At 50.3% G+C, this 25,391-nt stretch carries 23 protein-coding genes and 1 pseudogene; 21 read left to right on the top strand and 3 right to left on the bottom strand.

The annotated features are described in order from the left end of the window. Nucleotides 1-241: 241 nt before the first annotated feature. From SBI19_RS16855 to SBI19_RS16875, 5 genes are all read left to right on the top strand, one after another. Nucleotides 242-670: a response regulator gene (locus tag SBI19_RS16855; RefSeq protein ID WP_317970230.1), complete on the top strand. Its 429-nt coding sequence runs from the start codon at nt 242-244 to the stop codon at nt 668-670. A 21-nt stretch (nt 671-691) separates the two neighbouring features. Further along, the gene (locus SBI19_RS16860) at nt 692-2,464 is read left to right on the top strand and encodes a sensor histidine kinase (protein WP_317970232.1); all 1,773 of its coding nucleotides are present in this window, start codon (nt 692-694) and stop codon (nt 2,462-2,464) included. Nucleotides 2,465-2,588: 124 nt separating this feature from the next. Then, nucleotides 2,589-4,307 (top strand): type 2 periplasmic-binding domain-containing protein, encoded by a 1,719-nt coding sequence (locus SBI19_RS16865; protein ID WP_317970234.1) that lies wholly within the window; start codon nt 2,589-2,591, stop codon nt 4,305-4,307. A gap of 113 nt (nt 4,308-4,420) precedes the next feature. Then, complete coding sequence (locus SBI19_RS16870; RefSeq protein WP_317970236.1) at nt 4,421-5,407, top strand: ABC transporter permease; 987 nt, start codon at nt 4,421-4,423, stop codon at nt 5,405-5,407. Between the two features lie 15 nt (nt 5,408-5,422). After that, nucleotides 5,423-6,355: a carbohydrate ABC transporter permease gene (locus SBI19_RS16875; protein ID WP_317970238.1), complete on the top strand. Its 933-nt coding sequence runs from the start codon at nt 5,423-5,425 to the stop codon at nt 6,353-6,355. A 104-nt stretch (nt 6,356-6,459) separates the two neighbouring features. On the opposite strand, the gene SBI19_RS16880 is transcribed toward SBI19_RS16875, so the two are convergent. Next, entirely contained in the window at nt 6,460-7,377 is a 918-nt protein-coding gene (locus SBI19_RS16880; RefSeq protein WP_317970240.1) for an AraC family transcriptional regulator, read from the bottom strand. A gap of 189 nt (nt 7,378-7,566) precedes the next feature. Here SBI19_RS16880 and SBI19_RS16885 point away from each other — a divergent pair, with 189 nt between their 5' ends. The 9 genes and pseudogenes from SBI19_RS16885 (at nt 7,567) to SBI19_RS16925 (ending at nt 18,844) form a co-directional block, all read left to right on the top strand. Then, on the top strand, nt 7,567-9,006 hold the full coding sequence (locus SBI19_RS16885; protein WP_317970242.1) for an MFS transporter: 1,440 nt from the start codon (nt 7,567-7,569) through the stop codon (nt 9,004-9,006). Nucleotides 9,007-9,130: 124 nt separating this feature from the next. Further along, nucleotides 9,131-9,394: pseudogene (locus SBI19_RS16890) on the top strand (helix-turn-helix transcriptional regulator); the annotation flags it as partial. Nucleotides 9,395-9,511: 117 nt separating this feature from the next. After that, nucleotides 9,512-10,642: a rhamnogalacturonan acetylesterase gene (locus SBI19_RS16895; protein ID WP_317970244.1), complete on the top strand. Its 1,131-nt coding sequence runs from the start codon at nt 9,512-9,514 to the stop codon at nt 10,640-10,642. Then, on the top strand, nt 10,639-11,394 hold the full coding sequence (locus tag SBI19_RS16900) for a hydroxypyruvate isomerase family protein (protein WP_317970246.1): 756 nt from the start codon (nt 10,639-10,641) through the stop codon (nt 11,392-11,394). The genes SBI19_RS16895 and SBI19_RS16900 overlap by 4 nt, the downstream gene beginning before the upstream one ends. Nucleotides 11,395-11,707: 313 nt before the next feature. After that, the gene (locus SBI19_RS16905) at nt 11,708-12,439 is read left to right on the top strand and encodes a glycoside hydrolase family 43 protein (RefSeq protein ID WP_317970248.1); all 732 of its coding nucleotides are present in this window, start codon (nt 11,708-11,710) and stop codon (nt 12,437-12,439) included. A gap of 207 nt (nt 12,440-12,646) precedes the next feature. After that, a complete protein-coding gene (locus tag SBI19_RS16910) occupies nt 12,647-14,533 on the top strand; it encodes a beta-galactosidase (RefSeq protein WP_317970250.1) in 1,887 nt (628 codons plus the stop codon). A 149-nt stretch (nt 14,534-14,682) separates the two neighbouring features. Continuing rightward, complete coding sequence (locus SBI19_RS16915; protein WP_483312306.1) at nt 14,683-16,248, top strand: spore germination protein; 1,566 nt, start codon at nt 14,683-14,685, stop codon at nt 16,246-16,248. 4 nt (nt 16,249-16,252) lie between these two features. Continuing rightward, nucleotides 16,253-17,464, top strand: a complete 1,212-nt coding sequence (locus SBI19_RS16920) for a Ger(x)C family spore germination protein (RefSeq protein WP_317970254.1) — start codon at nt 16,253-16,255, stop codon at nt 17,462-17,464. A 252-nt stretch (nt 17,465-17,716) separates the two neighbouring features. Then, the gene (locus SBI19_RS16925; RefSeq protein ID WP_317970256.1) at nt 17,717-18,844 is read left to right on the top strand and encodes a GerAB/ArcD/ProY family transporter; all 1,128 of its coding nucleotides are present in this window, start codon (nt 17,717-17,719) and stop codon (nt 18,842-18,844) included. On the opposite strand, the gene SBI19_RS16930 is transcribed toward SBI19_RS16925, so the two are convergent. Beyond that, nucleotides 18,801-19,679, bottom strand: a complete 879-nt coding sequence (locus tag SBI19_RS16930) for an AraC family transcriptional regulator (protein ID WP_317970257.1) — start codon at nt 19,677-19,679, stop codon at nt 18,801-18,803. The genes SBI19_RS16925 and SBI19_RS16930 overlap by 44 nt on opposite strands. Before the next feature lie 205 nt (nt 19,680-19,884). Between SBI19_RS16930 and SBI19_RS16935 the strand changes: the two genes are divergently transcribed. From SBI19_RS16935 to SBI19_RS16965, 7 genes are all read left to right on the top strand, one after another. Further along, nucleotides 19,885-21,045 (top strand): Gfo/Idh/MocA family protein, encoded by a 1,161-nt coding sequence (locus SBI19_RS16935; RefSeq protein WP_317970259.1) that lies wholly within the window; start codon nt 19,885-19,887, stop codon nt 21,043-21,045. 32 nt (nt 21,046-21,077) lie between these two features. Continuing rightward, a complete protein-coding gene (locus SBI19_RS16940; RefSeq protein ID WP_317970261.1) occupies nt 21,078-22,151 on the top strand; it encodes a Gfo/Idh/MocA family protein in 1,074 nt (357 codons plus the stop codon). An 83-nt stretch (nt 22,152-22,234) separates the two neighbouring features. Continuing rightward, a complete protein-coding gene (locus SBI19_RS16945; RefSeq protein ID WP_317970370.1) occupies nt 22,235-22,819 on the top strand; it encodes a TMEM175 family protein in 585 nt (194 codons plus the stop codon). A 175-nt stretch (nt 22,820-22,994) separates the two neighbouring features. Next, nucleotides 22,995-23,417, top strand: coding sequence for a DoxX family protein (locus SBI19_RS16950; protein WP_317970263.1), 423 nt, complete (start codon nt 22,995-22,997; stop codon nt 23,415-23,417). A 23-nt stretch (nt 23,418-23,440) separates the two neighbouring features. Beyond that, the gene (locus SBI19_RS16955) at nt 23,441-23,911 is read left to right on the top strand and encodes a phage tail protein (protein ID WP_317970265.1); all 471 of its coding nucleotides are present in this window, start codon (nt 23,441-23,443) and stop codon (nt 23,909-23,911) included. Between the two features lie 378 nt (nt 23,912-24,289). Then, on the top strand, nt 24,290-24,538 hold the full coding sequence (locus SBI19_RS16960; RefSeq protein WP_317970267.1) for a P-loop NTPase family protein: 249 nt from the start codon (nt 24,290-24,292) through the stop codon (nt 24,536-24,538). Nucleotides 24,539-24,580: 42 nt separating this feature from the next. Beyond that, nucleotides 24,581-24,973: a P-loop NTPase family protein gene (locus SBI19_RS16965; protein WP_317970269.1), complete on the top strand. Its 393-nt coding sequence runs from the start codon at nt 24,581-24,583 to the stop codon at nt 24,971-24,973. A gap of 89 nt (nt 24,974-25,062) precedes the next feature. Here SBI19_RS16965 and SBI19_RS16970 read toward each other — a convergent pair whose 3' ends face one another. Continuing rightward, a complete protein-coding gene (locus tag SBI19_RS16970) occupies nt 25,063-25,353 on the bottom strand; it encodes a helix-turn-helix transcriptional regulator (RefSeq protein ID WP_317970372.1) in 291 nt (96 codons plus the stop codon). Nucleotides 25,354-25,391 lie beyond the last annotated feature (38 nt).

Below are 25,391 nucleotides of genomic sequence, written 5' to 3' on the forward strand. Positions count from 1 at the left end.
TTTTGTTTCCTATAAATTAGAATCGCTTGAAATCAATCCAATTCATGCGTTTCATTAATTCGTAAGGTAATATATCATTTGTTGTACAAAATTCTGCACAAAATTCAGTATAATATTTTCAAGCCAAACAACGACGATGTCATCAGTGGAGCAAGAACGATGTCTAGAAATCAGCATGACTGAAAGCGATTACAATAAAAGCCGGACGGCCTATATGCCATCAAGGTTACAGGAGGCGCGCATGAAAAAAGTCATTCTGGTCGATGACGAGATGTTTGCCCGTAAAGGGCTGGTTGGCTTGATCCCATGGGAGAAACACGGCTTCGAGGTCGTAGGGGAAGCGGAAGACGGAGAAGAAGCGCTCGCCCTGATCGAGCAGATTGAGCCGGATCTCGTCATTACGGACATTCGAATGCCCGTCCTGGACGGACTTGAATTGATTCAAGCGGTTCAGGCTCGCCAAGGCAAGGCGATTCGGTTCATCATCATTAGCGGATACAACGATTTCAAATATGCGCAGCAAGCCGTCAGGTATGGCGTTCAGGATTACTTGCTGAAGCCGATTGACGAGGACGAGCTCGTAGAGTCGCTCGTTCGAATAGGCGAGCTGCTGAGGAGTGAGCAGCCTCGTTCGGCCGAATGCAAGAATGCCTTTTTACAAGAAAATTAAGCGGCGGTGGAGTCGATGCCTGTGAGAATCAATTGGAGAGAATTGTTTAAATTAAACAACGTCAGACTGCGCAACAAGATGCTGGTCGTTTATTTCTTGTCCGTGTTCATCCCGGTCGTTCTGACCAATGTCATTTTCTACAATATAACGGCCACTAACGTCAAGCATCAGAAGATGAAAGACATCTCGCTCGCCATCGAGCAGATCCGCAACGATTTTAAGGCGCAAATCGATGCGGCTGTCGGGATCTGCGCGGTCATTTATAATGATCCGTATTTGAAGCAATATCTGGAGGAGAAATACGAGGTTCCAGCCGATTACGTGCATAATTATCAGTCTTACATTATAGGCATGCTCAGCAAGTACAGTCCCGTCTACGAATCCATTCAACAAATAACGCTTTATACGAACAACGACACGATCATTTACGGCGGGCAAGTTGAACCGATAACGTCTCAGACCAGACAGCAGCCATGGTATCGACTGATCAGCGATTCGGAGCCTTCGACTCCATTCTTGGTGAAGACAACAACCAACGATTATCTAGGCGCTTCGCAAGAGGTGCTGAGCGTCATAAGCAAGATCAGCGATCCCGGAGGATCGGAACAATTCGAGAAGCTCATGCGGATCGATCTTCATCCGGTAGTGATCAAAGAGATTTTCCGCAACGTCACGCTGGAAGGCGGTAACCTGTACTTGCTTCATGGAGATGAAGTGCAATATTCGACGAACGCCGCAATCGACCCGTCCAGAATGGCTGAGTTTTCCTCAGCGCCGGTTCCGGTGGGAATGATCGTTATGGATGAAGACTTCTCGAATGTGTCCTATCTAAGCGACTGGCGGATCGTCGGAGAGTTTCAAGAGTCTGCGGTGCTGAAAGAGGTTCACAAATCGAGAAACTTCGTTCTGTATTTGGCTGTTCCGAATCTTCTCCTATCGACGCTTGTCATCATCTGGTTTACACGGCTGCTCAACGTTAGGCTGATTCGAATATTAAAACAAATGAAGAGAGTCAAAAATCATTCGTTCGAAACGATCGATCAACAGGACTCCAAAGACGAGATCGGGCAGCTGACTGCTGAATTCAATCGGATGACGCTGCAGATCAAGAGCCTGATTCATGATGTTTATATCGCCGACATTCAGAAGAAAGAGCTGCAGCTGAAGCGCAACCAATCACAGCTTCACGCCTTGCAGAGCCAGATCAATCCCCACTTCCTGTTTAATTCGCTCGAAACGATCCGAATGCGCAGCCTGCTTAAGAAGGAAGAGGAAACCGCTAAGATCATTCAAAACATGGCTAAGATTTTCCGCAAATCGCTCACCTGGGGCAAGGATTGGGTGACGATGAAGGACGAGCTGGACCTCGTCGCCTGTTTCCTTGAAATCCAGAAGTATCGGTTCGGAGACAAGCTGGATTTTCGCATAGAAGCGGATGAATCGGTAATGGGCTTGATGATTCCGAAGATGACGCTTCAGCCGCTCGTCGAGAACGCCAGTATTCACGGCATTGAGAAATCGAAGGAGGGAGGCTTGATTCAGGTTAAGGTCTACATGACCGCAGAGGGACTCGTATGCACGGTACAGGATAACGGGGCGGGGATACCGGCCGAGAAGCTGGATATGATCCTTAGCGATCTGGAGAACAACGAGGACATGGGCGAAAGCGTGGGCATCAAGAATGTCTATTACCGATTGAAGCTTTATTACAAAGAGAAGGTCAAATTTGAAGTAGCGAGCGTTAAAGGCGAAGGGACCGTCTTCAGGATCGTGGTCGAAGAAGAGGAAGAGTAAAATGTATAGCAAGATATATAATTTACAAAGCTTAATGTTTAGTTTATTCGGTAAACAACCCTTTGAAATGCTTTTATACTGAAAGTGCTTACAAAAACAATCGCATTGAGAGGGGTTCGAAGGTATGGCAAAGAAATTGCTTGTCACGGGTATGGCTGCTGTTATGGCATTGTCCGTAGCTGCGTGCGGAAGTGACAAAAACGACGAAAACAATGCGTCTAACAATGAAACGGCTACCACTCCTAAGACTGAAGGCGCTTCAACAACTACAGAGACAGATGCGCCGAAAGACAAAGTAACATATTCGATGTTTATCGGGGTGTCCGGTGAGAAGGACCTCAACACGAATGAAACGAAGATCGGTAAAATCCTTGAGGATCAAACTGGCGTCAACATGAAGATCGAACACTTGGTCGGTGACCTTAACACGAAGATCGGTACGTATATCGCTGGCCAGAAGTATCCGGATGTAATGGTTCCGGATGCTGGCATCGAAGAGATTCTGAAGGCGAAAGCTTTCATCCCGTTGGACGATCTGATTGAACAATATGGCCCGAATATCAAACGTGTATACGGACCTTATTTCGAGCGTATGAAAGCCGATTACGGCGGCCATATTTACTTCCTGCCATTCTCTGCTCAAGTCGGAGCAGTTGTGCCGGATCCAAATATCAACCAAGGCGCTTTCTGGGTACAACGCCGCGTGTTGAAAGAAGCGGGATATCCTGTAATCAAAACGATGGATCAATACACGAAGCTGATCGAAGATTTCGTCGCTAAGCACCCAGAGGAAGATCTGATCGGTACGCTTACGCTGACGAATGACTGGAGATTCTTCGCAACTTCCAACGTGCCAATGCACTTGGACGGCTTCCCGAATGACGGTAACGTTGAAGTTGACGTGAACACGCTGGACGCTAAAACCTATGCTGGTTCTGACTCCACTAAGCGTTGGCTGCAAACCTTGAATACGCTGAATGCGAAGGGATTGTTCGACAAGTCTTCCTTCGTAGACAACTACGATCAGTATATTGCGAAGCTGACTTCCAAGAAAGTTGTAGGCTTCTTCGACTACGGCTGGCAAGTCGGCACGGCGACAGCAGCTCTTAACGACGCTGCGAGAAAAGATCCAACACAAGATGACTACAAATACTTCCCTATGGCAGTAACTTGGGACGGAACGAAAGATCAATACTTGGACCCAGCGGGTTGGACAAGCAACCGCGGTATCGGTATTACGACGAGCGCGAAAAATCCAGAACGCATCATTCAGTACTGGGATAACATGCTGAAAGAAGAGAACCAAGTTCTGATCAGCTGGGGCGTTAAAGGCGAAACGTATGAAGTGAATGAGCAAGGCCGCTTCTACCGTACGAAGGAACAAATCGACAAAATCGACGAGGCGTTCAAAGAGCAATACGGCTTCAAGACTTTTGACTGGGATTTCCCAGCATACAACCAGACGTCGACGTTTGCAGACGGCAACGCGAAAGGTGTTGGCTTCCAGCCGGAAGTATTCGAAATGAGCTTGACTGACGGCGACAAAGAGATCCTTGCGAAATACGGTCTGAAAACATATGCTGACATCTTCACTAAGCCGGAAGACCGTCCGTGGTTCCCAGCTTGGAGCATTCCGAAGGAGCAAGGCTCCGCAGCGCAAATCTGGGAAACGAAGAAAGACGATCTTACGAAGAAATACTTCTCGAAACTCGTGCTTGCGAAGCCAGCTGATTTCGAAGGCGTCTGGGCAGATTACAAGAAAGAGTTCGACAAGCTTGATACGGCCGGCTACGAGAAGTGGTACGTGGAACAAATCAAGAAAGTCGTAGAAGTTGCGAAGTAATGGGCTATAACTTATAGGAAAGAAGCGAAAGGCCGGCTTAACGTGCGGTTCCCGCACATAAGTCCGGTCTTTCCTTTCCTATTTTTGTGCCGAACGGAGGGAGAGAGAACCATATGGAGAAGAGCGCCGCGCTTACAACGTCTCCTTCGACGTTGGAAAACAAACCGAGAGGACTGAAACTGTTTTTCCAGAGACTCGTGCAACAACGAATGCTGGTCCTCATGTCCGTTCCATTTGTTATCTGGCTGGTCATCTTTAAGTATGTGCCGATTTGGGGCTGGACAATCGCTTTCCAAGATTATCAGCCGGGATTGAAATTCAGTGAGCAGCAATGGGTCGGGTTTAAGCATTTCAAGATTTTGTTTACAGACGAAACATTTTCCGAGCAGTTCCTGCGATCTGTGAGAAATACGCTAGCGATGAGCGGTATTAATCTCGTACTGGGCTTCGTTTCGGCTATTGCGCTGGCATTGCTTCTCAATGAAGTTAAGAAGGTCGCGTTCAAACGCACCGTGCAAACGGTAAGTTACTTGCCGCACTTCATCTCCTGGGTTGTCGCTGCGGGTATTATCCAAACGACATTGGCTACGGACGGTGTCATTAATGAGCTATTGAAGTTGTTTGGTGTCATTAATAATGGTCAGGAAATCTTGTTCCTAGGCAAGGCTAATTGGTTCTGGGGAATCTTCGGTGCAAGTACGGTATGGAAAGATATTGGTTGGAATACGATCGTTTATTTGGCCGCTATGTCATCTATCGATCCCTCACAGTATGAAGCAGCAGAAATGGATGGAGCAGGACGTTTAAAACGGATGTGGCATATAACACTACCAGGTATCAAACCGGTAATTATCGTATTGTTAATTATGAATATCGGATATTTGATGGAATCGGGATTCGAGCCGCAATACCTGCTGGGTAACCCTATGAACGTCGATTATTCCGAGAACATTGACATATTTGTTCTGAAGTACGGGCTTCAGCAATTTAATTTCCCGCTTGCTACTGCGGCAGGCATGTTCAAAACGGTGGTTAGCTTCGTTCTCTTATTTGCAGCGAATCATGTCGCTAAGCGGATGGGACAAGACAGATTGTTCTAGAAGGAGGGTTTCAACATGGCGAATTTGGCGTCCGTTTCCAAGCCAGGAAAGTTCTCGAGTCGGAACTCTTCTCTTGGCGACAGAATATTCGATATAGTCATTTACACGGTTCTCACTTTACTCATGATCGTTACCCTATACCCTTTCATCAACACTTTAGCCATTTCTTTCAACTCGGCAGGGGATTCGATTAAAGGCGGCATTCATCTGTGGCCGCGGCAGTTCTCATTGGAGAACTATAAGTTTGTATTTAATGAAAATACGGTATACACTGCGACTCTGATCTCGGTTCTTCGCAGCGTCATCGGTACGGTCGTTACCGTGTTCGCTTCGGCAATGGTCGCTTACACGATCAGCCGTCCGGACTACGTGCTGCGGAAATTCATCACGATCGCCTTTATCATTACGATGTATATCAACGGCGGGCTTATCCCGAATTTCTTGCTCATCAGGGATTTGGGCTTGCTCGATAGCTTCTGGGTTTATATTCTCCCAGGTGTCATCGGCGTGTTTAACTTGATCATCATTCGTTCCTTCATCGAACAATTGCCAGACAGCATTCTGGAGTCGGCTAGAATTGATGGAGCGGGAGACTTTAGAACATTCGTTAATATTGTGTTTCCGCTCTGTCTTCCTGTTCTTGCGACAGTGGCGTTGTTCTCGACCGTCTCGCAATGGAACTCTTGGTTTGATGTATTCTTATACAACTCGTCCAATGAACATCTGAGCACCTTGCAATACGAGCTGCAGAAGATTCTGCAAAACTCGAACACGACTTCAAGCGCAGAGTCCGGGTTTGCGAACTCGGGTGCTGAAGCGATGAAAGTGTCGCCGCTCTCCATTCGCGCGACGATGACGATCGTAGCATCCGTACCGATGATTATCATTTACCCGTTCCTGCAGAAGTATTTCGTCAAAGGTATGACGGTTGGTGGCGTGAAAGGGTAACGGAATACATGCGTATAGCTCGGTAACACAATTGATCAACAGGAAATGGCGGTTCAGGGATGATTCCTTGAACCGCCATTTTTTCGTCTATCACTAAAACATTATTAGCTGGTCTCGAATGCTTCCAGTGCTGGTGAGCGGTGTAAGGCTTTGATATCTTGAAGCGGAGGAAGCCCGAAGTGCCTTCGGTATTCCCGGTTGAATTGAGCGGGGCTTTCGTATCCGACTTCCAATGCGGCGGCCGTCGCGTTCGCGGAGCCGCTGAGCATGAGACGTCTCGCTTCCTGAAGACGGAGCTGTTTCTGATACTGCAGGGGGGCCATCGTAGTGACAGCTTTGAATTTATGGTGAAGTCCAGAGACGCTCATGTTGGATGATCGCGCAACCTCTTCGATTGTAAAGGTTCTGCTGTAATTCTCCTTGATCCATTCGATCGCTCTGCCGATCCCCTCCTTCTGCTGGTCCATGAAGACTCGCCGTACAAACAAGTGCCCATAATCTCCCGTAAGCAAGCGGAAAATCATCTCGCGTTTGATCAGTGAAGACAGGTAACGAACTTCCGATTCGGGCTTGCCTTGCAGCTCCAACAATCGGATGAATAAGAGCTGCAAGGGCTCGTCGGATTTGCCTACATAAGCGCCGGGGCCCATCTTGGAGCTCAGTGGTTTCACTTGGATTTCAGCCTCCGTCATGACAGAGGCAATCTCTTCCGCGGTTAGATCAATGCGCAAGCCGATATGCGGCGATTGCAGCGAAGCGTCGACGACTTGACCGGAGGCAGGGATATCAAACAACGAGACGAGACAGTCGCCGGCGCCATAATAGAGCGTGTCATGACCGAGTTGGATCTTCTTGGTCCCTTGTAGAATAAGGCAAAAGGATGGTGTGAGGACGCCGGGCGTCATCGCGGTCGGTCGGTTACGTCGGATCATCGTGAAGAAGGGGACAGCCGTTTCTGTTCGTCCTTCCGCAAGATGGAGAGAACCGACCATCTGCAATAATTTATTAAGATTCGTTTGCATGAGGTCGCTCCCTATCCGTTCTATATTTGAATGATCTCATTATACACCCTGCCCCGAAAAGCGCCACTCCGTTTATCTCGAAAAAATCTCGGTTTTGCAGGATTGAGCAATTATTAGACAGGAACGAGCTACTTCGTAACAATGAAACCTGCCATACTGTCGTTAGATCAGGAAAGGGAGGCTGCCCTCTTGAATAAACATTCGAAGTCGATCATTCTGCTGATGATCGTTGCTGCTCAACTGATGATGGTGCTCGATGGTTCCGTCTTGATTACCGCGTTGCCTGAGATCGGTCGTACTCTCGATCTGTCGACAGCTGTATTGACCTGGGTGCAGAACGCTTATATTCTGGCTTTCGGCGGATTCCTGTTATTAGGCGCTAGAGCGGGGGACATCTTGGGAAGAAGAAGAACGTTCAGCGCCGGAATCGCCTTGTTCTCGCTGGCATCGATACTGGCAGGCCTGGCACCGTCCGCTTCGCTTCTGCTTGCTGCCCGTACGTTGCAAGGCTTGGCAGCAGCGCTTGCGACGCCGTCGGCGCTCGCTCTGTTATCGGTTACTTTCTCGGAAAGTCGCGAGCGGGTAAAGGCGATCGCTGTTTACAGCGCTGTATCGGGAGCCGGAGGAAGCGTTGGTCTGATCGTTGGCGGCCTGTTGACGGACGTGATCTCTTGGCGCGCCGGGATGTTCCTTAACGTACCGATCGGTATCGCTCTGCTCTTGATGACGCCTAGTTTTATGCAAGAGACCCGTATGACAAAGGGGCGTCTGGATATGCTAGGAGCGATGACTTCGGTAATCGGTATGACGGCGCTGGCATTTGGTTTCGTTCAAGCGGCGACTGTTGGATGGAGAGCCTCGGAAGTATGGATTTCGCTTGCTCTTGGAGTCGTGTCGCTAGTGGCTTTCGTGAAGACGGAAGCGCGAGTGAAAGAGCCGATTACTCCGCTGCGCTTGTTCGCTAGCCGAACGCGGTCCGGCGCTTACTTGGGGAGATTGCTGCTCTTGTGCGGCAATTATCCGATCTTTTTCTTCGTCCCGCAATTTCTGCAGAACGTCCTTCATTTTAGTTCATTGGAAGCTGGACTTGGGATTATGCCGTTCACGGCCGTCCAGTTCGGCATGATGTATGTCATGCCTACGCTCGTAGCCCGATTCGGGAACGTTAAAGTATTGATTTGCGGATTGGTGATCGCAATCGCCGGAACAAGCTGGCTGAGCCTCATTTCGGCGGATTCCAGCTTTGCCCCCGACATGTTGTTCCCGCTGATCGTAATGGGGGGCGGCGCCGGGATGATCTTTCAGCCGTTCACGACGTTAGGATTGTCCGGTGTAGAGGCTAAGGATGCGGGAGCCGCGTCAGGGATCGTCAACGTGGCTCATCAGACGGGCTCGTCGCTCGGCCTTGCCATTCTGATCGCCGTCTTCGAGGCAGCGAACCGTTCCGCTGCTGCTTCCGGTACGTCTTTGGCCCATGCGATCTCCGTCTCGATCGGGGGCTCGGTCATTTTCCTAACGGCTTCGCTTGCTGCGGTATTGGTCTTGTTGCTGCCTGCGGACAGAGCAAAACGCGCTGTCGCTCAGAGGGAACCAAGACGCGTTTCACCAGTGGAACAGCCAATCGATTAGATTCAGAATTGCAGCGAACCCTACGTATCCTCAATGGGCATCGATACTTGTTTATTAGATGAATCGAGTCTTTCCTCCTCGCCTTCTGCACGATTGATGTACTTGCGCTGTTTCCAGAATTACGCTGCAAACGCTTGGGGAGGAACTTAACTTTCACCCTGTGTATATCGCTAGATGCATGCGCAAGGTGTACGGAGTCACGCCGATGGATTACTTGTTGTCGCAGCGAATTGAGCAAGCCAAGCTGCTGCTCCTTCAGACCGATCACACGATCGCTCGGATTGCAGAGGATGTCGGATTCAATCAAGCCGCTTATTTCACTGCTTGTTTCACTCGAGCGGAAGGGATATCGCCTCGCAAGTATCGGCTTCGGTATGCTTTTGATTAAACGATAAACCCGATCGCCCCGTTGGCGGTCGGGTTTTATTTAGAACTTATTTTATATTGCATATACCAAAATGTCTTATTGCAGGCAAATTTGAATGCGAATAGAGTTAGAGAAGAAATGGAAGCAATCGATCATAACGCAGAAGGGACGATCCTTACAATGGAGTTCGGCTACTCGCTTATTCCGAATGAAAGCTGCCAATATGATAGAGAACAAGGATATGGTTTCTCCTTGCCGCCTCAGCGATCGAAGACAGAAGATATGAGAGATTCATGGCCGGGCGATTATTTCGATTCCGTCATCCCGTCGTTGTTGATGGACGTGCCTAATGGTACATACAAGGCAACCTTAACGCTCGGCTCATCCGATTCCCCCACCGCAACGACGGTGAAGGAAGGTCTGGGGCGAATGCGGCTGCACGAAGTGAAGACGGAAGCGGGTCAATCGGCAGTGCATTCGTTTGCTGTTCATGTGATGGACGGGCAGTTGAAGCTCGCTTTCGGCGGGGCGGCACCTCACGTACAGAAGGTTGAAGTGAAGCGGGTGGCGAGCATTCCGACCATTCATCTTGCCGGCGATTCGACGGTAACGGATCAACCGTCAGCTCATTATCCATATACGGGTTGGGGCCAAATGCTCGGTCTGTACTTTGCGGACAGCGTGGCGGTTGCCAACTATGCATGCTCCGGCAGAAGCAGCAAGAGCTTCATCACGGAGGGCCGCTTGAATCGGTTGGAGAAAAAGCTGAGCCGAGGCGATTTCCTTCTCGTGCAGTTCGCGCATAACGACGAGAAAGATAACGATGGCGGAACGGATCCTTTCACAACGTATCAGGCGTATCTGCAACAGTATATCGAAGTCGCTCGCAAGCACGAGGCATATCCGGTGCTGATCGCACCGATGCATCGGCGTTTCTATGAAGAGGATGGCACGATTCGCAATACGCACGGCGATTATATCGAAGCGATGCGGCAGCTGGCCCTAGAGGAGCAGGTACCGTTCGTCGACTTGGCTTCGTTAAGCAAAGCGTACTTCGAAGAGCTGGGAGAAGAGCGCTCCAAGCAGGTGTTTTTATGGACGGAGCCCGGACAATACGAGTGTCTTCCGGAAGGCACGCGGGATAATACGCATTTCTCGGAATTCGGCGCGATCGAGATTGCTAGACTGGTTGCGCAAGGTATCCGGGATGCTGGCGTAGAGCCGCTAGTTCACCATTTGATCGCCCAAAAGGAAGGAGCAGCGCTATGAAATCTTCTGTATGCATAGAATCGGTGTGCCGAGGGTTGGACCTGACGGAGTCATTATCGTTAGTGAAATCGAGCGGTTATGATGCGTTCGAGTTCTGGAATTGGAGCAACAAAGACATCGACAAGATGCGGGCAGAGATGGATCGGCTGGAGCTGTCTGTCGCGACGTTCTGTACGCAGGGCGGCAGTCTGGTTGCAAGAGAAACGCACGCTGCTTTCTTGCAAGGCTTGTCAGAAACGATCGCCGTAGCGAAGCGCCTCGGCTGCGAGTCGTTGATTGTTACGGCGGGGAACGAGCTTCGTGATGTACGTCGTGAAGCGCAGCTCGAGAATATCGTTAACGGCCTTCGATCCGCAGTTCCGATGTTGGAGGAAGCAGGCATAACGCTGACGCTGGAGCCGCTTAATACAGCGGTTGATCACCCGGGATATATCTTGGCGAAGTCCGACGAAGCATTCGATATTATCGATCAAGTCGGCAGCGCGCAGGTGAAGGTGTTGTACGATATCTATCACCAGCAAATAACAGAAGGCAATCTAGTTGCGACGATGCTTCCGAGGCTCTCGAGCATTGGTCACATTCATGCGGCGGGATGCCCGGGACGGCATGAGCTGCACACGGGTGAAATCCATTATGCCAACGTGTTCCAAGCTCTTCGATCTGCGGGGTATGCCGGTTACATCGGACTCGAGTATTTCCCATCCGAGGATGCGGTCAGCGGCTTGGCGAAAGCGAAGGAATTGTTCTTGTAGGGGCTGCGAGAACGTTGCGCACTAATAAGTAGAAGCTGATTCCATCACGGACTCAAACACGATAAATCAGCATCAGCCTATCCTTTGCATTCGGAGGTCATTATGAATAACGACGCTTTATACGGGTACTTATTTGTTCATTTCATCGGCGAGCAAGAGAACGGCGAGCAGATATATATGGCACTCAGCCGTGACGGCATGCATTGGCAGGACCTTCACAACAAGCAGCCGATTCTGCTGTCAACGGTGGGGGAACGAGGGATAAGAGATCCTTATCTGCTGCGAAGCGCGGACGGCAGCCGATTTCTACCTATTGGCAACGGATCTGTGCATTCATCGTCGCGGAGGATGGGGCAATGCGGAAGCGACTACGACAGGCAGCCGATCGCTCATCATCTGGGAGTCGAGCAATCTGATCGAATGGTCGGAGCCGCGAATCGTTGAAGTCGCGCCTGCGGAAGCGGGCTGCGCTTGGGCGCCCGAGGCGATCTATGATGATGAGGCTGGCGATTATCTCGTCTTCTGGGCATCCAGCCGCGATGCGCGGGACGGCGATGGCCGCGGACTGCACATCTATTGCAGCAAGACGCGCGATTTCCATACCTTCACGCAAGCTGAGCCATATATCACGCGCGGCGAACGCCGCACTATCATTGATACGACCATCATCAAGGCGGGCAGCAAGTATTATCGGGCTTCCGGCGACGGCGATATTACGATCGAGGAGAGCGACCGCTTGCTCGGGGACTGGAGGGTCATTTCAACATTGGAGTCGCTTGGCTTGGGACTTACAGGGAAGGACGTTGAAGGTCCGCAGTTTTTCAAATTCAACAATGAAGAGAAGTGGGGGCTGCTGGTTGACCAATATGCGACTGGCGGAGGATACTTGCCGATCACCACGACGGATATAGGCGATACGACGGGGCAATGCTGGCGGAAGCCGGAGCGGCATGAATATTCGTACGGAAGCTTGAAGAAGCGGCATGGCTCGGTCCTGCCGATCACGAAGAGGGAATACGAGGCTGTACTGAACAAGTGGAGCTGAAACCTAATGCACATTGGAGTAATCGATTGAATCCAATGTGCCTTTTTTATTTTTAGTTTAGTAAGATGCTTTACCTTTGATTTGTTCAATGATCTGCGATTTGTGCACTATTCTTTCTGTCCAGCCGTGTGATATACCTAATGTTGTAAGCGCTTATAGCGGGGAACTTAGTCTCGTTCATACGAAGGTTGAGGGAGGAACTGGGCAATGGATTATGGATTTGGTGAACCTCGCTTGCAGGGATGCAGGCAGGAGCAATCGGCTATTCGATTCGACGAGGAAGGCGGCGGACTCTATTATTCGCTGGACGGAAACAAGTTGGAAGGGTACTCGTACCTGCTTGCGGATGTAGAGAACAAGGAAGACTACGCCGTCTGCGTGAATATGAGCTTCTGGGAAGACCATACGGATAAGACCTGCGACTTGTTTATTGCGGTTGGCATTCTGCCTCGGATTGCGACGACCATCTGTGTCCCGCTGCAGTTTCTGGATGGACAGACGCTGTTCGGACCCCGTCAGCCGGGCATCCTGAAGACAGTGGTTAAGGGCAACCGGATTAACGAGGATCGTCTGGCGGCCTTCGGCATCGTGCTGCCGCCGTCGCATGCCCGAACGGCTCTTGTTGTAAGCAACGTTCGTCTTTCCAAGGAGAAGCCGATTCTAGATATGGATCTGGCCTCTCTCACCGACGAGCTTGGACAGTACACGGGGAGAGACTGGAAGGGCAAAACAGCTAGCCTGGAAGCAAGCAACCGATATCTGACGGAGCTGAGAGAGGAAGCCCAGCAGTTTCTTGCGAGCCATGCAGACGGCTATTACGGAGCGCCGGATATCAAGTTCGAAGCGACCGGCTATTTCCGCTTGGAGCAAGAAGGGGAGCAATATTGGCTTGTCACACCAGACGGTCACGGCTTCTTCAGCAGCGGGCTGGATTGTGTAAATCCCCATTCGTCGGAGCCAGTCGACAACGTTGGAACTAGACGAGATTTCCCTGTTGAGAACATGAAGCGAGCTTTCGGCGATGAGTGGCGCGAGGCTTGGAACGAGATCACCAAGTATCGTCTGATCCAATGGGGCATTAACACGATTGCCGCTTGGAGCGATATGGCTTTCGCCCGCAGCTCGAAGATTCCCTATGTGGCGATGCTGAAAGATTATCCGACGACGACAGCCGCTATTTATCGCGATTTCCCGGATGTGTTCTCGGAAGAATATGCGCAGCGTTCGCGTGAATACGCCGAGCAGCTGCTTGAATATAAGAACGATAGCTATTTGATCGGTTACTTTATGTCCAATGAGCCGAACTGGGCTTTCGTGAACCACTTGAATCTCGGTTATGAGCTGCTTCGTAGTTCGGGAGAACTGGCGTCCAAGCAGGTGATGATCCAATTCCTGAAGGAGCGTTACTCTGATCTGGCGGAGCTTAATCGCAATTGGGGAACGGCAGCGTCCACCTATGATGAGCTGTTCGAGCTGGGGGAATTCCCGGAGGTGTCCGAAGCGGCTATGGCTGATCTCGTAGCCTTCTCCCGCTTGTTGATCAGCGAATATATTCGCGTTCCGTCGCAGGCGCTGAAGCAAGCCGATCCGCATCATTTGAATCTCGGCATCCGCTACGCGTATATTTCAAGTCCTGAGCTGTACAGCGGAAGCGAGTACTTCGATATTTTCTCCATCAACTGTTATGAGAAGGTATGCAATGCGGCGGTGGAAGAGGTGTACGCCAATGTACGCATGCCGGTTATGGTAGGGGAGTTCCACTTCGGATCCATTGATCGGGGGCTGCCAGCCACTGGCATTCGGGGAGCGAGAGACCAAGAGAATCGCGGCAAGGCCGTTCGCCATTACGTGGAACAAGCGGCGGCGCTGCCGCACTGCTTGGGCGTCCATCATTTCCAACTGAACGACCAGCCTTATCTCGGTCGGTTCGACGGCGAGAACTACAACATTGGTCTCGTTGATGTCTGTAACCGCGAGTACGAGGAAGTCACTGGACCTCTGGCCGAGGCTAACAAACGGCTTTACTCGCTCCGACAGGGGATCGAGAAGCCGTTCGAAGAGAAGGTCGAGTATATACCGGCTATTTTCTACTAAACAACGCAAAAGCTCCGCTTTTAATGGCGGGGCTTTTCATGTTTTCTACAACTATATATGGCAGCGGCATACGCATATTTCTAGCGTTGTACGGGAACGTTACTTCTAAATAATTACAATAAAACCAGAGGTATCCTCGCATGGGTTTGATGAAGTTCATGAATCAGTGGAAGTTCAAGCAACCGAATCAATATGCAACAACGAATCAGTCGAAAGCTTCGAGCGACAGGCCGTTGCGACCGAGCCTTCAAGACAACTTGGCGAAGTTTAGGCAAGCGCTCCATGATAGTCCGGATATCGTGATCAGGGAACTGGACTTCGGCGAGAGTCATTCGACACCCGCGGCGCTGCTCTATGTATCCGGCTTGGTGGACCAGGACTATGTTAACCAATTCATCATCGCTCCGCTTCTGTCTGCCGCGAAGGCGCCGGAAGCGCGCATTATTGATATTTTCAACCAGCATGTCATGCCAATCGGAGGGATTCATGAGGCGGACGACTTTGACGCTTTATTAACGGGGCTCTTGTCAGGCGAAACGGTATTCTTATGCGAAGGATACAATCGCGGGCTCCTTATCGGATCGAAGGGAGGGGAATCGCGCGGCATAGAAGAACCGACCTCGCAGTCTGTCATTCGCGGGCCGAAGGATGGATTTACGGAAAGTTTGATGACCAATGTATCATTGATTCGCCGTAGAATCGCCAGCCCTGATTTGTGGTCGGAGCAATATCGAATCGGTCATGTAACGAAGACGAAGGTAGCTATCTTTTATTTACATGGTAAGGCATCGATGCAGCTCATTGAGGAGGTTCGCGCAAGATTAGCTCGGATTGACATAGACGGAATATTAGAGAGCGGCTATATCGAAGAATGGATACAAGATAATCCCCACTCGGTCTTTCCGACCGTGTTCAACAGCGAGAGGCCCGATGTCATAACAGCCGGACTTCTGGAAGGACGCGTTGCCATTGTCGTAGACGGAACTCCGTTCGTTCTGCTGGTTCCGGCGCTGTTCACGCATTTCTTCCAAGCCGCTGAAGACTATTACCAGCGTTATGATGTTTCTACGCTCATCCGCTGGCTGCGTTATTTTGGCTTCGGGATCGCGCTGCTAGGCCCTTCCTTATACATCGCGATTACGACCTACCATCACGATATGCTCCCGCCTCAGTTGCTCATCAGTTTATCGGCACAGCGGGAAGGGATACCTTTCCCGGCATTTATCGAAGCCTTAATGATGGAGTTAACTTTCGAGCTGCTGCGGGAAGCGGGCATACGGTTACCCCGGGCAGTCGGTCAATCGATCTCGATTGTCGGTGCGCTTGTCATTGGTCAAGCGGCCGTACAAGCCGGAATTGTATCGGCAGCCATGGTCATCGTCGTATCCATTACGGCAATCGCAAGCTTCACAATGCCGTCGTATAACTTTGGGATCTCGATTCGAATACTGCGGTTCTTGATGATGGGACTCGCCGCATGTTTGGGTTTATTCGGAATTGTTGCAGGCGTGATCATGCTGATTCAACATCTATGCAATCTGCGATCCTTCGGGACCCCTTACATGTCGCCGTTCAGCCCGGTTCAACCGTCCAAGTATAAAGATACGTTAATCCGCGCTCCATGGCAGCTCATGCGCCGACAGCAAGGTGCAATCCATAACGATGGGTCTATTGACAATCGTAGCGATTTAACCGAGGCCGGAGAGAGGGAGTAACAAGTTGAGAGCGTTATACTTGATCATGTTCACAATCCTTTGTGCCGCGCTGGTCTCCGGTTGCTGGAACCGTCGTGAACTGAACGAATTGGCCGTCTCCGTCGCAGTAGGCGTGGATAAAAAGAATGATGGGATTCGTCTGTCCGACCAAGTGCTTAATGTGGAGGCCATTTCGGGACAGAAGGGCAGTTCTGGAGCATACGCTCCCGTTAACCTGTTTCAGGAAACAGGGCAGAGCTTTCAAGAAGCCGCACGTAAAATGACAAGAAAGAGCTCAAGGAAAATATATGTAGGCCAGTTGCAGATGCTCGTATTCGGCGAGGACTTTGCTAGAGGCGGTGTTGCAAAGGTGCTCGATCACATCTCCAGAGATCATGAATATCGAAGCGATTTCCTCGTTATCGTTGCCCGCGAAACGGAAGCGAGGGATGTGCTGAAAGTATTCACGCCGTTAGATAAAACGCCCGCCACCAAACTCAAGCATTCGCTTGAAGTATCGTCCATCGCATGGGGAGTGACGACAGCGGTACAATTTCGCGAGTTTACCTCAAATGTTATTAGCAAGGGCAAGGAGGCTGTTCTCACCGGCGTGAACATTGTAGGATCCCGCAAGATAGGTAACACCTCCAAAAATGTTGCTCGGATTTTTCCTAGCGCCGGTCTTGTCTACGCAGGTCTTGCGGTCTTTAAGAAAGACAAATTAATGGGCTGGTTAAACGAAGAGGAGAGCTTTGGGTACAATTTCACGCAAGGAAATATTAAAAGCGCCGTCTTGCTCCAGCCCTGTTCCGAAGAAGACTCCGATCATCGGGCGATAAGCGTCGAGCTGCTGCGTACAAAGACGAAAATGAAGGCGCTCTTGGAGGACGGCAATCCGATTGTATCGATCTCGGTGAAAGGTGACGGAGTCGTAACGGATGCGCAATGCGCGCTCGATTTTACCAGTCCGTCAACCGTCGATCGCGTTGAACGAGGAGTCGAAGAACAAATCAAGAGCCACATCGCATCGACTGTTCGCATTGTGCAGATGCGGTACAACTCCGATATTTTTGGATTCGGGGAGCTGTTCGAGCGCAAATACCCTGGCTACTGGAAGAAGTCGATAGGCGATTGGGATGCCGTGTTTCCTACGATTCAAGTAAGAATACAACCGAATATCTCGGTTAAACAGATGTACAAAACGACGAAGTCAATCGAAGAACGAATGAAGGGGTAATGTACGGCTAATGTGGGGCGTAATCATTGTCATCGTTGCAGGAGTGATTATATTCGCAATCGAGGTGCCTTCTTTGATCAAGAAGAGTGCTTGGGCGATACTCGCCGCATTCTTTGCAACGTTACTAACGGGGATGATCCTCTTAATATGCATGTTCGCGGGGATTGAAGTCCCCGGTCCGCTGGATCCGCTCCGATCGATTTACGAACCGATAGGCAAGTCCATACGAGGAGAATGAGGGAGGGGTTCACGATGAATGGAGATCCATTAAGAGCCGATCAATTCAAGAAGATGGTGTTCCTGTTCACGATAGGGACCTCCATTATTCTGATTCCGAGTACGCTTGCTTCCGATGCGAAGAATGATGCATGGATTGTTATTATCCTTGGCTCGCTGGTTGGAATGATTCTGATCGGCCTTTATCTTGCCTTGTCATACCTCGTCCCAGGGAAAACGATTGTTGAAATCTGCTTTGCCGTACTGGGAAGATGGCTGGGATTAGCCGCTTCCCTGTTATTTTTTCAGTTTGTGTTTGTGTTGACCATTCTGGTCATGCGGAATCTCGGTGATTTCCTGACCGGTTCCATGTTTCCTGAAACGCCCATCAGTGCAATCCACTTGGTGTATCTTCTTGTTGCCATCATGGGCGTTCGCTACGGGCTCCCTAATATCGCCAGAACGATGGATATTTTTTATCCATTCATCGTTTTCCTGTTTATTATTTTTGCTTTATTGCTTTTGCCCGAGCTTCATTTTAATAATTTGCTGCCGGTACTCGTTAACGGCGTTTCTCCGATTGCGAATGCCTCGTACAGCTATATCAGTTTTCCATGCTTGGAATTTGTCATATTTCTTATGATTTTTCCGAAAGTAGAGCAAGGCAAGGAGAGAGGAAAAGCCTTTCTTAAGGGGGCGCTTCTCGGAGGAGCCGTATTGTTCGTCATCACGTTATTATGCCTGCTTGTCATGGGAGCGGAGATGACGGCAAGCAATATGTATGCGAGCTTTGAACTGGCCAAAATCATCAAGATCGGAGAATTCTTGCAACGGATCGAGGTGATCATCGCCGTCATTTGGTTTGTCACGAGCTTCTGCAAGCTGATCATTTGTTTCCATATTATGATCGAGTCCTTCAGTCAAAGCTTCAAACTTAAGGATTCTCGGCCGCTTTTATTGCCATGGGGAATGGTTGTTCTAGCGGAAAGCATTCTTGCCGCGCCGGACATGGGCTATTTGCTCTCGTTTGACAGATACTCTTGGACGGTCTATGCTTTCACGTTCGGATTCGCATTTCCGGTTTTACTGCTGTTAGCAGCGATCATTCGATTTAAACCAACTACCCCTGCCGCGCCCACTTCTTCCGATACTGATGCGGCGTGATGCCCATATGCGTCTTGAACAGCTTGCAGAAATACGAATTGTTCGTTAAGCCAATCTCTTCGGCAATCCAGGAGATCGGCTTATTCGTCGTGGTGAGCAGCAGGACGGCTTGGTGAATTCGACGCGTAATGAGGTACTCCGTAATGCTGACACCGGTAGCTTCCTTGAACAGATGCGATAGATGATAAGGAGACAGGTGCAGCGCCCCCGCCATGTCATCAAGCCGGAACGGCTGTTTATAGTTAGCCTCGATCCAGCTGAGGATATGCTCCACCTGATAGTTTCGACGGCGGCCTTGATCGGCCGCGGGCTGTTCGTTCTGTTTGTTCCATGCTTGCTTCATGACGCGAAACACGCTCATTAGGAATAACGATTCTTCCTCGTGTCTGTCCGATTCTGACAACGTTGGCAGCTGCTCGTGCATGTTGCGGAAAATCCGATCCAGCAGTCCCGATTCATCTACCTCATAGATGCACGGATAGGGAAGCTTGTTGATGTTGATATAGTTATAGAACGCATGCAGAGCCGGCCAAGGTTCAAAATAGGATTCAAACATCGTCGGCTCGAAAACCGCGAGCGAGCGTTCGAAGCATTGATCATCCTCGTACTCAAGCTGAAGATGATGAAGCTGGTACGGCTGGAAAATGCACAGCATGCCTGGCTTAATCTCATAGCTGTTATTATTGACGATCATCGTCCCGCGGCCTTGATGAATGTATAGGATCTCGATGCCAAGGTGGGAATGGAACGTTTCCTTGTGCTGGTTGTTGACGCTCTTGCGTCGATAGACAAAATGCAATGGCACATGGTTAAGGCCGTGCGTAATGAGCGACATCACCGTTTCCTCCCTCTGCCGAGCTCGCCGTTCGTTGCAGTTCCCCAGCTTATTCTTACTCTATCTTCAATATACTGAAGCGCTTACACGAGTACAAGGAAAAACCGCAACAGAGCGTTATTTTCTCCGCTATGGACGATCACTATTAACCGACAGAGCAGGCTATGATCGTAAGTAGAAACATCACCACAATGGAGGGGCTCAAATGTTGAAGGCAGCGATCATCGGCGCAGGAGCAATCTCGCCGGCTCATATTCAAGGTTACTTGCAGTTCACGGACCGTTGTCAGATTGTTGCTCTATGCGATCTGTATCCGGAGAAGGCAGAAGAGAAGAAGCAGCAGTTCGGTCTTGATCATGCGAAGGTTGTTAAGGACTATAAGGAGCTGCTTGAAGACGGTATTGATATCGTGTCGGTCTGCATGCCGCCATACTTCCACGCACCTGTTACGATCGATTTCCTGAACGCGGGCAGCCATGTTCTCGTCGAGAAACCGATGGCGGCTTCGCTCGAAGAATGCGATGCGATGATTGCGGCAGCGGAGAGGAACGGGAAGATCCTGTCCGTCGTTGCGCAGAATCGTTTCACCAATCCGCTCATGAAGTTGAAGAGCGTACTGGACAGCGGGCTGGCGGGCAACATTCTGCATGCTCAAGTCGATTCCTTCTGGTGGCGCGGTCACTGCTACTATGACCTGTGGTGGCGCGGCACTTGGGAGAAGGAGGGCGGCGGCTGCACGCTTAATCATGCGGTTCACCATATCGATGCGCTGCTGTGGATGATGGGGCGGCCAACGCAGGTTCAAGCGTTCATGAGCAACGTTGCGCATGATAACGCGGAAGTGGAAGATCTATCGATCGCGATGCTCAAATTCCCGAATGGCGCGCTGGGTCAAATTACGAGCTCGGTCGTGCATCACGGGGAAGAGCAGCAAATGATTTTCCAAGGACGGCGGGCGCGGGTTTCGGCTCCTTGGAAGCTGACCGCATCGAGCTCCTTGCAGAATGGATTCCCGAAGAAGGACGAAGAGCTGAAGCAGCAGATTACACAGCTGTATAACGAACTGCCGGATCTCACGTATCAGGGCCATGCGGCTCAAATCGACAACGTGCTGAGCGCAATCGAGACGGGAGCGCCTGTCCTCATTGACGGTGTGAGCGGACGTAGCACACTGGAATTAATTACGAGCATCTACAAGTCTGCTTCGACTGGCGAGCTTGTGCAGCTTCCGCTGGCGAAGAATGATCCTTTCTATACGGCGGAAGGTCTGAAGAAGCATGTTACGCATTTCTATGAGAAAAGCAGCCATCTGGAGAATTTCGCCACCCAGCAGATTACGATCGGAACGAGCTTGGAAACCAAATAAACGGATAACCGATAACAGGGAGGACGATTGCTATGTCATCGAACGACGGAATGAATTATGCCCCGAAGGGCAAGCCGAACCCGGTCGTGCAGCCAGGACAATTCGTTATCGCAGCGGTAGCGTTGGACCATGGTCACATCTATGGAATGGTCAATGGTTTGCTGGAAGCGGGTGCAACGATCAAGTGGGTGTACGATCAAGACCGTGCGAGAGCGGAAGCGTTCGCTAAGCAATACCCGCAGGTGCGAATCGCAGACTCGGAGGAAGAAGTGCTGCAGGACGCGGAAGTGCAGCTCGTAGCAGGTGCTGCGATTACGTCTGAACGCTGCGCGCTTGGACTTCGTGTGATGGACGCGGGCAAGGACTATTTTACAGATAAGGCGCCGTTCACGACGCTGGAGCAGCTGGAGTCGGCACGTGCGAAGGTGCGCGAGACGGGTAAGAAATACGCGGTATACTACAGTGAACGTCTGCACGTAGAGTCGGCCGTGTATGCGGGTCAGCTCATTGAGCAGGGTGCGATCGGACGCGTTATTCAGGTGACGGGCTTTGGTCCGCACCGACTGAATGCGCCGGCACGACCTGATTGGTTCTTCGAGAAGGAGCGCTATGGCGGCATTATTTGCGATATCGGCAGCCACCAGATCGAGCAGTTTCTGTTCTATGCAGGTTGTAAGAAGGCAGAGGTGCTGCACAGCAAAATCGCCAATTACAATAACCCGCAGTATCCGGAGCTCGACGATTTCGGCGACGCCACGCTGCTTGGCGATAATGGCGCAACGGGCTACTTCCGCGTAGACTGGTTCACACCGGATGGTCTAGGCGTATGGGGAGACGGTCGCACGCTCATTCTTGGAACGGAAGGGTACATCGAGCTGCGCAAGTACACCGATATCGGCAGAGAACGCACGGGCAATCATGTCTATCTGGCGAACAAAGAAGGCGAATTCCACTTCCATGTCAGCGGACAAGTGGGCTACCCGTTCTTCGGCGAGCTCATTCTGGACTGCTTGAACCGTACGGAGAATGCAATGACGCAGGAGCATGCGTTCCTGGCGGCGGAGCTCTGCTTGCGTGCACAAGTAGATGCGGTGAAGATTCAGTAGTGACGTTAATAATTTGTCGGGACAGAACTGAGAATGTGATATAGTAGGGGAAAAGTCGCGATGCGAGGAAAAGGTGAAGCACTCTGAGAGCGAATCGGATGGAAGCCTTCAGTGATGGCGTGCTGGCGATCATCATTACGATCATGGTGTTAGAATTCGAAGTGCCGGAAGGCCATGACTGGCACTCATTGATCGAACTAGGCCCCAAAATACTTAGCTATATTTTCAGTTTTGTTTATGTCGGCATCTATTGGAACAATCATCATCATCTCTTGCACATGGTTCGAACGATGAACGGGCGGTTGATGTGGCTTAACCTGCTCCTGCTTTTCTGGTTGTCCCTTATACCGTTCACGACCGCTTGGATGGGAGACAGCCATTTTGCTGCCACTCCAACAGCGCTGTATGGCATTATTCTGCTGCTAGCGGCATCTTCATATCGTCTGCTTCAGCGCGGGATTTTCAATCAGCATGCCCATGATCCTCATTTCGTCCGACTCATCGGGAAAGATTGGAAAGGGAAACTATCTCCTCTGCTTTACTTGACCGCGGTCCTGACGGCATATGTGAGTTCCTGGATATCCGGCTTCTTCTTCGTACTTGTTGCCGTAGTCTGGTTCGTGCCGGATAAGCGAATCGAGCAAGTCTTGCACAATAAAGAGCACTAATTAATAAGAGATTTTAAAGGATGAAGCTTAGTCTTCATCCTTTTTTTGTATGCTTTTTTCAATCAGGCCTATTGACTGGACACCATTCGGTGTCTTATAATCAAACCGACACCAAATGGTGTCCTATAGAAATCATTTGGATAAAATACAATCTGAAGCTTGGAGGAGTAAGCGCATGCGTACAAATACCATTACCGGTAACGCCGTAAGTTTCAAATCTCAGTCTCGCGCACAAACGATTGCCTATTGGACGGTCACCCTACTGCTCGCCGTATCGATTGCATTAAGTGGCATTGGGCAGTTGATGCGATTTGGGGGCAATGTAGAGCTGATTACAGATATCGGATACCCGCTGTATATCACGAACATCCTCGGGACTTGGAAGCTGCTTGGCGTCCTAGCCATCGTTGCACCAGGATTTCCGCGGATCAAAGAATGGGCTCACGCCGGCATTTTCTTTCTCATGACTGGCGCGGCTTTCTCCCATGCGCTCGCTGACGATTATGGCGATTATGGCTTCAATCTGATCCTGCCGCTTTTCTATGCAGCGCTGAACATTGCCTCGTGGGCACTGCGCCCGAGCTATCGCAAACTATAATTTTATTAGAGGAGAGATAAACAATGTCCTATATCGTTGATTTCAAGAATGTGTCTACAGCCGGTCTGGAAACTTCGCCAGTAACTGATGCGCTTGCCGGTCTGCGCGCGAATGAAGCCCGTTATTTCATGAACAAATACAAGCATGAATTCACGGTGGTGCCAGCGAGCGAGAGTCAAGAAACGTTGGATTATGTGAATCGGGTTCTAAAGGAAGAGCGCAATATCGAGTTTGCGGCCAAACCGCTTCAAACGTCGCTTTTTCAAGTGGAGAATATCAGATGGGCGTTCGTCTTCTACGAGGATGGGCTTGGCATCAACGTGTTGTACACCGTCGATGATCCTAAGAAGCGGGCCGTGGGGTTTAAGCTCTCCGAGGGGATGGAAGTTCCTGCGGAGCTGGGTAAGTTCAAGTTCGCTAGGCAGAAGTCCAAGCTTGCAGGGACGATTCGGGGATCGTTCTTCGTCATTAAAGGTGAATATGAGGTAGGTTAGGATAATGGGGCGAATCCGTTCCTTATAGGGTTCGCTTTTTTTTGCATAAATACAACCATACGGATGACAAGCCTCTATCTAGGAACAGATGGGGGTTATTTGATTTCAATGTGATCCTCCTCGATGGTAAACTATAGGCGAAGCAGGGCGAAGTCTTTGAAGTGTGATTTGATAGAGGCAGGGGCATCCGAATAATAGGTGGGCTTGTTCATTGTCGTTACAGGGGGAGCTTATGCGAAGCGATTGCAAATTGATCTTGGTGAAGGGTTATGCGGTACAGGGAAATCGACGTTGGCTGAACGATTACAGCGCCATCTTGTGGAGTAGGGCATACGGTCTGGCTTCTATGATGAAGGTGCCAAGGAGCATCCCGCGAGCTTGAATTGGCATGCTTTCTATCGTGACGAGGAATATGACAATCTGCTCGATCGATACTCGGGAATGGCGGACGTAATCCGTTCGCGGGCAATAAAGGATGGCCGCCATTATCTGATTCCTTATCGTGATTTAGAGGGAGTCATTGAGGTAAGTGCACTCTACGCCGAACTGAGGTCTCGCGAGCTGTGCTGGACCAAATCGCCTGCAGCCTCCATGGACGAGTATACCTATTCGGTTCAACGGCAATAGGCACGTTTCGCTGAGCTTGCCAGCACCTCGGAGACGGTATATGTGTTAGAAGCGGTGTTCTTGCAGCATCAGATCCATGATTTGCTCCGACATTATGGAGCGACTGATCGTGAGATCGAGCAGCATATCCAAGGTATCGCCAAACAGATTGCAGCTATGAATCCGGTGCTGATCTATTTGAAGCAGCCAAGCGTGCGGGAGCAGCAGGTTTGGATCTCTTCTGTCCGGTCCAAGCCTAATTTTGCAACGGAGGACCATATACGTTTTATGGAGAACCGCAAGCGGATCGAATTGGGTTTGCTGGACCGGTTGCCTTGCCCAACTTATCCAATTGAAAATGCCAATCGAGACTGGGAACAGGTCTTTCGTGAAATGGTAGGGGTGATAGATCAGGGCAATGGGCAGTGTAAAGAGGACTCTTTATGTATCCAATAACCGTCGCGAGAAAAGCCGCATTTCGGGTCATGAACCGAGATGCGGCCTTTTTATCTTTGTACAAGTTACTTAGAAGGAAAAACTAGCAATCAACGCTTGTAATACACAGCATCGAACGGGAACTCAGACTTCTTCGTCCGATATTCCTTTGGCGTCATGTTCATATATTCGCGGAACACTTTGCCGAAGTAGCTGGAGCTATCGAAGCCGCATTGCTTCCCGATATCATGGACGGGCATGTCCGTTGTGCGCAGCAGCGTAAGCACGGCGTCCACTCTTCGATCTCGCAAGTAGGCGAACGGAGACGTCTGCTCCGATTTCTGGAACAGTCGGCATAAGTAATGCTTGTTGATGCCGACATGGTTTGAAATGTCGTCCAGCGTAAGGGGTGCACTTCATTTGAGTTGGTGGGCTTATT

The sequence above is a fragment of the Paenibacillus sp. CCS19 genome (assembly GCF_033239625.1).
Taxonomy (GTDB): Bacteria; Bacillota; Bacilli; order Paenibacillales; family Paenibacillaceae; genus Paenibacillus_T.